Annotated in this window: 9 protein-coding genes; 6 read left to right on the top strand and 3 right to left on the bottom strand. The window is 70.6% G+C overall.

Going from position 1 to position 12,969, the window contains the following annotated elements; all coding sequences use genetic code 11:
- Positions 1–40 precede the first annotated feature (40 nt).
- The 3 genes from AAW14_RS35275 to eccE all read right to left on the bottom strand — a co-directional run bounded on the left by AAW14_RS35275 (position 41) and on the right by eccE (position 5,906).
- Complete coding sequence (locus tag AAW14_RS35275; protein WP_265568533.1) at positions 41–3,403, bottom strand: SCO5717 family growth-regulating ATPase; 3,363 nt, start codon at positions 3,401–3,403, stop codon at positions 41–43.
- A gap of 371 nt (positions 3,404–3,774) precedes the next feature.
- On the bottom strand, positions 3,775–4,572 hold the full coding sequence (locus tag AAW14_RS35270; RefSeq protein WP_416223426.1) for a hypothetical protein: 798 nt from the start codon (positions 4,570–4,572) through the stop codon (positions 3,775–3,777).
- Positions 4,569–5,906, bottom strand: a complete 1,338-nt coding sequence (gene eccE, locus AAW14_RS35265; RefSeq protein WP_416223425.1) for a type VII secretion protein EccE — start codon at positions 5,904–5,906, stop codon at positions 4,569–4,571. The genes AAW14_RS35270 and eccE overlap by 4 nt, the downstream gene beginning before the upstream one ends.
- A 197-nt stretch (positions 5,907–6,103) precedes the next feature.
- Here eccE and eccB point away from each other — a divergent pair, with 197 nt between their 5' ends.
- From eccB to AAW14_RS35235, 6 genes are all read left to right on the top strand, one after another.
- The gene (eccB, locus tag AAW14_RS35260) at positions 6,104–7,633 is read left to right on the top strand and encodes a type VII secretion protein EccB (protein WP_265568531.1); all 1,530 of its coding nucleotides are present in this window, start codon (positions 6,104–6,106) and stop codon (positions 7,631–7,633) included.
- Between the two features lie 9 nt (positions 7,634–7,642).
- Entirely contained in the window at positions 7,643–8,902 is a 1,260-nt protein-coding gene (gene mycP / locus AAW14_RS35255; RefSeq protein WP_265568530.1) for a type VII secretion-associated serine protease mycosin, read from the top strand.
- A 199-nt stretch (positions 8,903–9,101) separates the two neighbouring features.
- The gene (locus AAW14_RS35250) at positions 9,102–9,530 is read left to right on the top strand and encodes a hypothetical protein (RefSeq protein WP_265568529.1); all 429 of its coding nucleotides are present in this window, start codon (positions 9,102–9,104) and stop codon (positions 9,528–9,530) included.
- A complete protein-coding gene (locus tag AAW14_RS35245) occupies positions 9,530–11,290 on the top strand; it encodes a WXG100 family type VII secretion target (protein ID WP_265568528.1) in 1,761 nt (586 codons plus the stop codon). The genes AAW14_RS35250 and AAW14_RS35245 overlap by 1 nt, the downstream gene beginning before the upstream one ends.
- A gap of 84 nt (positions 11,291–11,374) precedes the next feature.
- Complete coding sequence (locus AAW14_RS35240) at positions 11,375–12,538, top strand: S8 family serine peptidase (RefSeq protein ID WP_265568527.1); 1,164 nt, start codon at positions 11,375–11,377, stop codon at positions 12,536–12,538.
- A gap of 92 nt (positions 12,539–12,630) precedes the next feature.
- The gene (locus AAW14_RS35235; RefSeq protein ID WP_265568526.1) at positions 12,631–12,969 is read left to right on the top strand and encodes a WXG100 family type VII secretion target; all 339 of its coding nucleotides are present in this window, start codon (positions 12,631–12,633) and stop codon (positions 12,967–12,969) included.

The following is a 12,969-nucleotide window of genomic DNA, read 5'->3' as shown; positions in this document are numbered from 1 at the left end:
TCAGGCGCGGGCCGCCCCGTCTTGTGCCTCCGCACGGGCCCTACTGCTGCGGCGGCGGAGGCGGAGGCGGGGTCTGGCCCTGGTACGGCTGCTGGGCCGGCGGGTAGGGCTGCCCGGGGTCGGACTGGGGCTGCGCCGTCTGCCCCGGCTGCGTCTGCCCCGGCTGCGTCTGCCCCGGCTGCGCCTGGCCGGGCTGGGCACCGGGCCCCGGGTAGGGCGGGTGGCCGGGCTGGGGGTACCCCTGGGCGGGTTGCTGCGGCTGGTGCGGGTGCTGACCGGGCACGGGCTGGCCGGGAGTCGGTTGGCCGGGGATCTGCTGCCCGGGGGTCGGCTGACCTGCCATCGGATGACCCGGGACGTGCTGACCAGGGACGTGCTGGCTCGGGACCTGCTGAGCCGGGACCTGCTGAGCCGGGACCTGCTGAGCCGGGAACTGCTGCCCGGGGATCTGCCGGCCCGGGACCTGGTCAGGTCCGGGCTGGGCGGGGATCTGGCCAGGCACCGGCTGGCCGACGGGCTGGCCCGGCATGGGCTGCCCAGGGATCTGACCCGGCGCGGCGTGTCCGGGGAACTGGCCCGGAAGCGGCGGGGCGGCGACCGGCGGCGGGTTGCCGTCCGAGGTCCACAGGCCGTGCGACTGCTGATGGCGCGCGATGTCCTCGGCGACCATCGCGGCCAGCGTGAAGTACGCCTCCCGCACCTTCGGGCGCATCATGTCGAGGTCGACCTCCGCGCCCGCCGCCAGGTGCTCGTCGAACGGCACCACCACGACACCACGGCACCGCGTCTCGAAGTGGGTGACGATGTCCTCCACCTTGATCATCTTGCCGGTCTCGCGGACCCCGGAGATGACCGTGATGGACCGTGCGACGAGATCCGCGTACCCGTGCGCCGACAGCCAGTCCAACGTCGTGCTCGCACTGCTCGCACCGTCGACCGACGGCGTCGAGATGATGATGAGCTGGTCGGCGAGGTCGAGCACACCGCGCATCGCGCTGTACAGCAGACCCGTTCCGGAGTCGGTCAGGATGATCGGGTACTGCTTGCCGAGCACGTCGATCGCGCGCCGGTAGTCCTCGTCGTTGAAGGTCGTGGAGACGGCCGGGTCGACGTCGTTGGCGATGATCTCGAGGCCGGAGGGGGCCTGCGAGGTGAACCGCCGGATGTCCATGTACGAGTTCAGGTACGGGATCGCCTGGACCAGATCACGGATGGTGGCGCCGGTTTCTCGGCGCACCCGGCGGCCGAGCGTACCGGCGTCCGGGTTGGCGTCGATCGCGAGGATCTTGTCCTGACGCTCGGAGGCGAGTGTGGAGCCCAGCGCGGTGGTCGTGGTCGTCTTGCCGACACCGCCCTTGAGGCTGATGACGGCGATCCGGTAGCACGAGAGCACCGGAGTGCGGATGAGGTCCAGCTTGCGCTGCCGCTCCGCCTCCTCCTTCTTGCCGCCGAGCTTGAACCGCCCACCGGCGCCGGCGGGACGGCCGCTCTTCGCCTTCTGCTTCCTGTTGTTGAGCAGCCGGTCGGAGGACAACTCCACCGCGGCCGTGTAGCCCAGGGGCGCGGCACCGGGGTTGATCGGCTGCCGCTGGTCGTGCTGCACGGGCTGCGGCCAGGCTGAACCCAGGCGCGGGTCGACCGGGGGCTGCGGCGGGGCGGCCTGCGGCGGGAAGCCGTAACCGCCGGGCTGGGCCTGGGCGTTGGGTGCCGGGGTCGAGGGCGGGAAGCCGTACCCGGCAGTGGGCTGAGGCGCGGCCGGGGGCGGCGCGGGAGCGGGGGCGCTCGGCTGGGGTGCCGGGGCGACCGGGGCTTGTGCCTGCGGGTGGGGAGCCTGGGTGTTCGGGGCGGGAGCGGGAGCGCTCGGGGGCGGGAAGCCGTAGCCGCTCTGTTGGGGCACGGGCGCGTTGGGTGGCGGGAACCCGTAACCGACGGGCTGAGCCTGGGCGTTGGGGGCCGGAGCCTGCGGCGCGGCCTGGTTCCAGGCAGCCGGGGCGGGCTGGGGTGCCTGCGGCTGGAACGGATGCTGGGGCGGTACAGGCGGCTGAGCCTGGGCCTGGGGCTGCGGCTGCTGCTCCGCCTGCGCCGCAGCGGCGGGCTGCGGAGCAGGCGGCGCCACGTCGGCGGGCCCGGGCTCGGCGGGCTGGGGTCCGGTCGCATGGGGTCCGGTGGGCCACTGGGCAGCCGGGCCGGGCGCGGCCGGCTGGTAGGCGGGTGGCAGTGGCGGAACCGTGCTCTGCGGCACCGGCGGCGGGGTCCAGCCGAGCGGCGGCTGTGCGGTCCCGGAGACGTCCGGGGAGACAGGCGCGGAGGGGGGTGGGTCGACGGCCTGGGGCGTGTTGACGGCCTGGGGAGCGGCGGGCACGGCCTCAGCGGGCACCGCGTCAGCGGGCACGGCGTCAGCGGGCACTGCGGGCACGGCGTCAGCGGGCACGTCGTCGGTGGGCACACCGTCAGCGGCCACGTCGTCGGTGGGCTCGGCGCCATCGGGTTCGGCACCCTGTGACGCGGCTCCCTGCGGCGACGTGCCGCCGTCGCCGTCGCCGAGCTCCTCGGCGTCCTGGCCCGGTGCGTCGGCGGAAGCCTGCTCGGCGAAAGCCTGGTCGGCGGACGGGGAGCCCGGCGCCTCGGCGGCATCCTCCGCCGTCTCGGCCTCAGCCCGGGCCTCGGTGCCCGTCCGGTCCGGGCTCACGGAGTCTCCGGACACCTCCTCCGCGGCCTCCGGTCCGGGGCCGGAGTCCTGCGCGCCGTCGGCCGCGCCGGTCGCGTCCTCGGCGGCGGATTCCTGCTCGTGGCGGGTGCCGTCGCTCGCGCCGGTCTCCGAATCGCCGCCAGGCCGACCGTCACCCGAGGCAGATGCGGACGCGTCCGCGAAGGGCGCGGTCAATTCGAAGTCGCCCCCGCTCCCGTCCGCAACGCCTTCCTTTGCGGTGTCTGCCGTACCGGACCCGACGTCCCCGGCCGCCTTGCTCAAGGAAGCAAGCTGCTCGAACTCGCGCTTGAGCGCGACCGGCGAGAACCTCATCGTCGCTCCGCTCTCGACGTCCCCGGTCGGGGCTTGTGCCGCGGACGCGTCGGCCGCCGGTGTCCACGCGGGAAAACCCTCGTCGGACGCCGGGTTCGGCACGCCGACCGGCGGCGCAGGCACGGGCGTGCCCGCCTCCGCGGAAGGAGCCGGCGGCGGGGGAGACACGGGTGGTACCGGCGCGGGCGGAACCGGAGCGGCGGGAGCCTCCGCGGCCGCGGACGTGTCCGCCGAGCCCGCCGGCGCGTTCTGCGTGTACCAGGCGGGCGGCGCGTAGTCGATGGTGAACTCGCCCGTCATCTCGATGGCGGACTCGGCGTCGGACTGGTCATCGTCGGGTGAAGCCCAGCCCCCGCGGATCCCGTCCCGATCGCTGTTCACAGTTCCTCCTGGTGTGGTCGAGCACCCTCATGCCGTGCTGGGGCGACCGCTCTCGTTGTACGAAGTCGTCCGACGCCGTCCGATTCCGCCCGGCAATCCGGAGCGCCGACGGCCCGTCACAGTTTCTGGTGTGGCGCCCGGTCCCAGCCTAATCACCAGGAGCGCCCCCACGGCAGGCCCGTCCACGCCTCCGAGGCGCGCCGGCACATCGCACCGCGCCCCCGTGTGACGCACGTACGTGCAGAGGCCGTTCACCAAACGGGTACACCTGGCGAACAAAGCGGACGAAAACGGAGTGCGAACCGGTCGCAACCACCGTACGTCAGACCGCTCTTGCGGCCCGTCGGCCGACGGTCACCCCGCTCCGTCGCTCAGTCCATTCTCCGTGGCATACCCAACAATCCGGTCTCGGCGTCCGTCGGCTGGGTCACCACGTACTGCCGGTCCCGGTCGCCGCACCAGAGCGTCACGCCGTCGTGCAGCGTGGGCAGCGCCTCGACTTCGGAACGGGGAAGCGCCAATGTGCGGCCTATCTCCGCCGCCTCGTCCGGAGACACCCGCTGGACTCCGACGAGCCGCGCCTGCCGCATGAGCCGCGGTGCGACCGGGCTGAGGTACGGCAGCAGTGTCAGCACCGCCTGCCAGGGCCCGGAGACGACGCGTCCGCGCGGCGGCCGCATACCGCAGTCCCGCACCACCAGCACCGGCTGGCCCGCCGACGCGCCCTGCGGCGGGACGCGCCCCACTTCGTACACGGACAAGCCGTTCTGCCCGCCGCCCATGGCATGCACCATCTGCATCCAGTGCTGGGGCCGCCCCGTCTCCACGGCCACCCGCGCACCGGTCGCGGCCGCACGCAGGGCGAGCACCTGGGCGGTCCACAGACCGCCGATCAGGACGGCGTCGTACGGGGTGGGCCGGTTGAGTCCCAGCACGGCCGGCTCGCCCTCGCCGTCCACGCCGATGACGACCCCGTCGTCCCCGATCGGCAAGGTCAGCGAGTCCAGTTGCTCGACCGACAGCGCATGCCGCCCGTGCCGGGGCCCCATCAGTCCGAAACCGCTGCGCAGACGCCCGCGCAGCCCTCCGCCGGCCGAGGGCTCGTCGCCACCGGGCGTGCCGGGGGAGCCGTGGTCCTCCGCCGCAGACGTCGTGGTGATGGTCGTCAACGAGCACCCCCGAGAGGCAGAGTGGCGAGCATGCCGGGCAGCTGCTCGCGGTCCAGCCGGACTATTCCCGTGCCCGCCTGACGGGCGGCGTGTTCCAACGCGCGCCGCGCGGCGACCAGTTCGTCGTCGCTGCGCCCGGTCACCCGCAGGTGGCCGGCGAGCGACACCTCCTGCCGCTCCGCGTGTGCCAGGGTGAGACTGAAGGTGGTGGCCAGCGCGGGGACGGCGGTGACCAAGCCGACGAGCTGAGGCAGCGAAGGCCCCGTACCGCCGCCCAACTGGGGCCACCGACGGATCCAGTACGTCGTGTGCCTGCGGTTGTCGCAGCGCCAGTTGCGGCCGGACTCCTCGGTCCGCCGCTCCCGCGCCTCGGTCCGTCCGGCCTCCGCCGTCACCAGCGGATTGGCGCAGGCCGACGTGGCGAGGGCGGTCACCAGCTCCTCCTCGTCGAGGACGGTCGTACGGAACCCCGCGCCCGTCAGCCGGCTCGCGAGATGGTGGGCCACGCGCACGACGCACTTCTGCGCCCCGACGAGCCCACCGCCGCGCGCGGCCACGGCCTCCGGGCACAGCTCCGGATCGAGCTTCAGCGCTATCCAGGTGATGCGCACCGCAGGAGCACCGCTCTGCTCCTGCAACGGCGCGTAGTTGGTGACGGCCACCGACTGCGGCGGCAGGTGCAGCGCGGGGGCGGGCTGCGTGTGCAGCACGATCTGCGCCGACTCCAGCCGAATCCCGTCCACTTCGAGGGCGTCCCGTACCAGCCGGAGCGGCAGCGGCTGGCGGCTCCGCCCGGCCCGCAGCGCGGTCGCGTCGGCCTCCACCTGCAGCACGGCGGTGACGAACGTCCCGTCCCCGACGATGCCGACCGGTCGCCGGTCCCGAACCCCGTACGAGTACGTCCGCAGACTCGGCTCGCACTCCACGGCCGGGACCAGGCCCGGCTCCGTGCCCGGAGGTATGGGTGTGTTCGCGGCCCGCCGTCGGCGCGCCCGCAACTCCCGTGCCGTGGCCATCCACTCGGGCAGCGAACGGCCGCGCCGCCGCGCGAAGGCCAGGAGCAACAGCAGCACGGCCACGACCGCGGCGGCGACCAGTGCCACCGGCCCCACGGCCCAGCCGACGAGGAGGACGGCGGCCGCGAGTTCCGGCAGAACGAGCCGTTGCAGTCGGAACGAGCCGGTCTGCACCGGGCGGACACCCGCGCGCACGGCGCTCTGCTCCTGCCCCTGTGCGTGCTGCGTCGACCGCTGTCCGGTGCGCGCCGGAGGGGGTGCCGAAGAGCCTCCCGTCCGCTCCTGCTGGCGAGACCGGGCCCGTGCCCCGGAAGCCATCACTTCATCCCCCCGCTATGCTCACAACTCGCTGGAATACCGCCACTGCGCAGGACCCTTGAGGGTCCAGGCACCCTACCCGCCCCATCAAGCCGATCAGACACCAGGCATAGTAGGGGGCCGGTCCGACAACGGAGGACGGGGGACGTCGGCCCCCGGCCGTCACCCAGGCGGAACACGGGGAGAATCAGGGGCACATGGCATCTCGGCGGGACCAACTCAACGCCTATACCTTCGCGAAGCGGCGCATGCTGGCATCGTTCGTGCAGTCGTCCTCGGACGGCTCGGAGGAGGCAGCGCCCCGGCCGCTGCGCGCGGTGCTGCCCAGCACCATCGTCGGGGTGGTCGTCATGGCCGTGTTCGGGGCGTGGGGCATGTTCCGGCCGACCGCGCCCCAGGGGTGGGACACCCCGGGTGAAAAGGTGATCATCGCCAGCAAGTCCACGACCCGCTACGTCGTCCTGAAGACCGACGGCAAGACCCAGCTGCACCCGGTTCTCAACATGGCCTCGGCCAAACTGCTCCTCGACGACGGCAAGGGCGAAGTGGTCACCGTCGACGAGTCGATCCTCGACAACGGCAAGATCCCGCACGGCGTCACCATCGGCATCCCGTACGCCCCCGACCGCCTGCCCTCCGACAAGGAGGCGGGTGCCAAGAAGCGCTGGGCGGTCTGTGAGCGTCCGAGCGCGGGCGGCAGTTCCATTCAGAAGGCGGCGTTCGTCTTCGCCGCCCGCGACATGGACAGGACCGAGGACAGCGCGCAGAAGCTGCAGGGCGGCGAGCTGCTGTACGTCGCCGGCCCGGACGGAACGCGCTACATCGTGGACGCGCACGGCACGGGGTACGAGGTCGACAGGCAGGACGAGTTGCTGCTGCGCACCCTCGTCGGTGCCGGCCGGCAGCCCCAGAAAGTGTCCCAGGAGTGGCTGGAAACCCTTCATCAGGGTGATCGCGTCACCTTCCCGAAGGTCGACGGGCAGGTCGGCGCCGGCGCCGGGATATCGGGCAGCCTGCCTGCCGAGGCGAACAAGGTCGGCATGGTCCTCAGGGCACCCAACGGTGACAGCCGGCAGTATTACGTGGTGGAGCAGGGCAAGGTCGCTCCCGTCTCGGACTTCACCGCGAAACTGCTCCTCAACAGCAGGGACCTGGTCGGCCTCGGCCAGGCGGGCAAGGCACTCGACGTGAGCGCCGGCGCGTTCGTGCCCAGCACGACCGCGTTCGCCGCGGACCGCAAGTGGCCCAGCCTCACGCCGAAGGCCGTGAACGACGCGGGCCTCACCGACGGCAGCCGCAACACCGTCTGCAACGTCCTTCGTGACGTCGACGGGAGCAACGGCACGACCACACTGAGCACCTGGGCGGGCACCGACTTCCCCGCCACGCTCGCCACCGGTTCCTCCAGCGCTTACGTCACCCCCGGCTCGGGCGAGCTCTACCGCCAGTTCCAGGGCAACGAGACCAAGGCGGGCGGGATCTTCCTGGTCACCGACACCGGCCTGCGTTACGCCATGCAGTCCAACGCCGACAGCGACTCGAACGGGGCGGGCATCGGCATGACGGCCCAGAAGCGCCGGGAGTTGCAGCAGGAGGCCCAGCTGGCCCAAAAGCGTCTCGGGTACGCGGATGTGGACCCCGCTCCGATACCGGCCGCCTGGTCCGTGTTCCTGCCGACGGGACCCCGACTGTCGACGACGGCGGCGAGCCAGCCGCAGGGTTCCTAGGGGAGCGGAATGCCGTACGCACCTTCGTCCCGCACCCTCCGTACCACGGCGACATCGATCGCGACCCTGGTCACGATCACGGTCACGGCCACGGCCGCACTCGCTCCGCCCGCCACCGCGGACTCCTTCGGCGACCAGTGCACCTTCCCCAGTAAGAACTACCCCGGCCGCCCTTGGGCCCTGCAACGTGTCCTCCTGGACGAGCTTTGGAGCCGGTCCAAGGGCAAGGGCGTGCGGGTGGCGGTCATCGACACCGGCGTGGACACCAAGAACCCGCAGCTCACAAGGGCGGTGGACGCCTCGAGCGGAGCCAACTTCCTTCCACCGAAGAACGCCAAGGGTGAGAAGATCGACCGCGGCAAGCCCGACGGCACGACGGACACGGTCGGCCACGGCACACGCGTGGCGGGCATCATCGCCGCCCGCCCGGCCGCGGGCACGGGTTTCGTCGGTCTGGCCCCCGAGGCGACGATCATCCCCATCGAACAGAACGACGCGGACGGCGACGGCACGGCGGAGACCCTGGCCACTGCCATCCGCTACGCGATCCGGGTCAAGGCCCAGGTCATCAACATCTCCCAGGACACCTCGAACGCCGTGGAGCCCGCTCCGGACCTGAGGCGGGCGATCGACGAGGCGCTGGCGCAGCAGATAGTGGTGGTCGCCTCCGCGGGCAACGACGGTCTGGACGGCAACGTCAAGCGCACCTACCCGGCGTCGTACGAGGGGGTCCTGGCGGTCGCCGCCTCGGACCGCAACAACGAGCGCGCGTCCTTCTCCCAGTCCGGCGAGTTCGTGGGTGTCGCGGCCCCGGGTGTCGACATGATCTCCACCGTTCCCCGGGGCGGTCACTGCTCCGACAACGGTACGAGCTTCTCCGCACCGTACGTGGCCGGAGTCGCGGCGCTGATCAAGGCGAAGCACCCGAACTGGACCGCACGCGAGATCGTCGCCCAGATCGAGCAGACCGCGGAACGCTCGGTCGCAGGCCACGACCGTCTCGTCGGCTGGGGCGTCGTCGACCCGGTCCAAGCGGTCACGGACGACGACCACCCGATCGAAGCCCCCGACCCGCACGACGGCCTCTCCCAGGCCGAGGCTCCGACTCCCGCCACGCTCCATCTCGGCGAAACCGCCGATGAACGCAATGCACGCCTGGCGACGTATGTGGCGGTGGGCGCGGCGGTATTGGTGGCGGGGCTCGGCGGCGCGGCGGTGGCGATCCGTGACGCGCGCCGCAGGAGCAGACGGCTCGTCGGGGCCGACTAGCCGCACGGGGGTCGAGGTCGGCAAGGCCGTGTGCTGTGAATGAAGGGTGAAGCTTTGGTCATCGGTAGCACGGTTGTTGCATAGGGCAGTTGGGGCTGTCAGTGGCGGTGACTAGAGTGGTCACGTTGCGAAGATGAACGCTTGAAGGGCGTGGTTGCCCGAAGCGAGCGACGGAAACGGGGAACGGGGGATACGCATCGTGCTTCCTGCGGACGCGGGAGGGGGCGCCGACCTCAGGCGCGGTCTGGAGGCGCTCAAGACCTTCAAGAAGCGTGTGGACGGCCTCCTGGCGAACTTCGAAGGATCGGCGGGCAGTTCGGCGAAGGTCGCGGCCCACACCATCTCCCGGCCTTCGTTCAGCGGTACGGGGGACTTCGCCGAGGCCACCGGTCTTCACACGGAGTACGAGCGCGTCCACGAGCACATCACGACGCTCTCCAAGACGCTGCGACTGCAGATCGAGGCCCTTCAAATAGCCGTGCAGGGCGCGGACATCGGCTTCGACAACCTCGAGGAGGACCTCAGGCGCCGGTTCTGGGAGATCCGGACCGAGGTCAACCAGCAGCACGCAGCCGCGCAGAGCGACGTGCAGCACTCGAACGGTGATCAGGCCAAGGCAGGGTACTGATGGGCGACAACCAGAAGCAGCAGGATCCACACAAGGCGGAACTGGGCCAGGCCGACGCCGAGGTCGGCGCCATCGACGCTGTCATGGTCACGTCGCAGGCGCTGAGCCCCTTCGGCCTCGCTCCGGGCATTCGCTTCGGCAAGACGAGCTTCGAGAAGCACCGCCTGAACGACATGATCGACATGGTCGAGTCCGCAAATCCGGAGCACCTGGAGACTGCGGGCAGGGCACTGTGGGACGCCCGGGACGCGATCAACGACGCCGCCGACGAACTCGGCGGCCACATAGGCCGCGTCCAGTGGGAGGGCGCGTCGGGCAACGCGTTCCGCGACTGGAGCAACAACCTCGTCAACACCGCGCGCGGCATCGCCACCTTCGCCGAGCACGTGGGCACGCAGATCACCGCCGCGGGCTCGGGCCTCGCGTCCGTACGCAAGTCCATGCCGCCGCGCGACGACAGGCTCATGGCCAAGGACGTCCAGGACTTTCCGGTTGTCGCACAGGTCGACAGCAACACCGAGTACCAGGCGGCACTGAAGGTCGAGGGACACCGGCAAGAGGCGATCAACCAGATGAACCGGTTGGCGTCGTTCTACGCGGTGTCGGAGGAGTCGCTGCGGGCACAGCAGGTGCCTACGTTTGGTCCGATGCCGGATGTGGGGGTGCCGAGGCCGGTGACGCTCCGCGAGGTGGAGCCACCGAGCGAGGGAGGCACGGCTCGTCTTGCGGCTGCCGGCCCGGCTGCTCGTGAATCGGGAACCATGCGCCATCAGTCCGTGGACACCACGGTCGGGCGGGTTCCGGAGGAGACTCTGGAGCCTTCGAAGAAGCTGCACGACTCTGTTGCACATGCGGACCAGCATGTGGGCACGAACATCGACAGTGTCGGCACGCTACCGCCGGTGACCGCGCAGCCTGCGCCCACCGTCACGCCACCGACTGTGACCGGCCCCAGCGTGGGCTCCGGGGGACCGACTCCTCCCTTCGCCACCGGTCCCATACCCCCCGCCATTGGTGTGCCCACCGGGCGCACGCCTGGGTTCGGGCGAGCGGGTGGAACCAGAGGCCCGCTGCTGGGGCGGGTTGCCGATCCGGCCGGCGAAACGTCGGGAGCGCGCGGGCCCTTGGGGCAAACGCGCGGGCCCCTGGGCCCGGTCGGTCGGGCTGAGGCTTCCGGTGAAACGGGCCTCCGCGGGCCCGCCTCAGCGGTGGGCAAGACTCCTACGGGACGAAGCGTGACCGGCGGAATACCGAAGGTCGGCGGTACGCCGGCTGGACGCGTTGGCAGTACGCCGATCGGACGTGTCGGCGGTACGGGCGCGACCGGCGCGGCACGCACCGGAGGCGTGGTCGGCGGGAAGCCCACCACGGAAGCGGCGCAGGGCGCGACCGGCTCCAGGATTCCTCGCGGCACGGTGATCGGCGGTGAGGCCGCATCCAAGGCGCCGAGGGGGAGCGAGGGTCTCGGCCGACGGGGGGTGATCGGAGCTGCTCAGCAGGAGGGTACGGCTGGTGGGCAGACAACGCGCCGATCCGCGAGCGCCTCGGACGGCGTCGTCGGTACGGCCAAGAGCAAGTCTTCCGGAGCCAGGAAGAGTGCGTTCACCGCGGCCGACACCGGCCCGGAGCGTGCGCCCATCGGCAACCGCGGATCCGGACGTGCCGGGGGCAAGGGACCGTCGCGAGACGAGCGATCGGTCCGGGACGGGAAGGGTTCGTCCCGCAAGCAACGACGCGACGAGCCGTCGGCAACCGACTGACCGAAAAGAACGAGGACGTACACAGGCATGTTGTCAGGGAGCAGGGGACGGGCGACCACCGCGCTTTCAGCGCTCGGTGCTCTGGTGGTTCTGTCGGTGGGCCTCGCCCCGACCGCGGCGGCAGACGACGTCCAGTCGCAGGAGTGGTACCTGTCGGCGATGCAGGCCGATCAGATGTGGAAGGTGAGTACCGGCAAAGGCGTGAAGGTGGCCGTCATAGATTCCGGTGTCAACCCTTCGACTTCTTCCCTGAAGGGGCAGGTGCTTGCCGACGAGGTGCCGACCGCGGTCTCGTATCACGTCACCAAGGACTACATGGGCCACGGAACAACCATGGCGGAACTGATCGCCGGCACAGGTTCTGGCGGCGGCCTGAAAGGCCTTGCGCCAGGTGCAAAGATCGTGCCGTTTCGGATCGCGGTCGACGCTCTGAAGGACAAGAACGAGAGAGCGAAAACCTCAACAATAGCGGCGGCGATCAGGGCGGCCGCTGACAGCGATGCCAAGATCATTAGCATGTCATTCGGCAGCCCCGGCGATAATTCTGACGAGGAAACCGCAGTAAAGTATGCCCAATCCAAGGGCAAGTTGATGTTTGCCGCCGTCGGCAACGACGCGGCAACAGCGAAGACCATCGACTATCCAGCCGCGTACCCTTACGTCGTCGGCGTCGCTGCAGCAGATGAGACGGGCAAGGTCGGCAAGTTCTCCCAGCACGGCGACTACGTGGATTTGTCAGCGCCCGGTCTCGACGTCCCGGCCTGGTGCGACACCACGTTCAAGGCGTACTGCAACGGCGCGGGAACCAGCGCCGCCACCGCCATCACCTCCGCCTCCGCCGCCCTCATCTGGTCCGCTCACCCCGACTGGACGGCCAACCAGGTCCTCCGCAGTCTGATCGACACGGCCAGTCGCAGCTGGCCCGCGGACAAGCCCAGTGTCTACCTCGGCTACGGCCTGGTCCGTCCCCGCAAGGTGCTGGAGGACAGCAGCTACAACCCCGGCCCGGCCAACAGCGACCCGCTGGCCAAGCAGAACGCCGATGACCCGGAAGCCCAGACTTCCGCTTCTGCTCCAACCTCGTCACAGCCCTCGAAAACCACTACAGGCGGCGGGACTTCAGCGGCAGGATCAAGCTCGAAGTCTTCCGACGACACGATGGTGTGGGTGGTCGTCGGAGCCGCGGCAGCCGTGCTGGTGATCGGCGGCGCCGCCTTCGCGGTCGTTCGCTCACGACGAGGTGCGTGACGACCCACCCACGGACGTAACCGAATGCATCGCCACGTGGTGATGCATGCGCAGAAAGACGAACCACAGCTCTCACGAAGGGGAGTGCCGAAATGGCTGACGGCCGTAAGTTTGATGATGCACATGCACATAAGCTGCAGACGAACGTTCTGGACCGCTACGAGTCGATCAAGAACCAGGTCCGCCGCCTCCAGGGGACGATCGACATGATCGAGGCCAACTGGACGGGGCACGGCGCCAACGCGTTCAAGCAGAAGCAGCACGAGATCAACGAGCACATGGCCGGCATCGGGCACATGCTCGAGGACTTCCTCGAGGGCGTCCACCTCACCAAGTCGGACAAGAACAAGCTCGAGGACGAACTCCACTCGACGATCTCGAACGTCGAAGTTGACCTCGGTGCGAAGACCTCGGCGCTCAACTACTACTGA

Source organism: Streptomyces hygroscopicus (assembly GCF_026168105.1).
GTDB classification, from domain to species: Bacteria; Actinomycetota; Actinomycetes; order Streptomycetales; family Streptomycetaceae; genus Streptomyces; species Streptomyces hygroscopicus_D.
The sequence above is the reverse complement of the archived record's forward strand: the minus strand, read 5'-3'. Positions and strand labels throughout refer to the sequence as shown.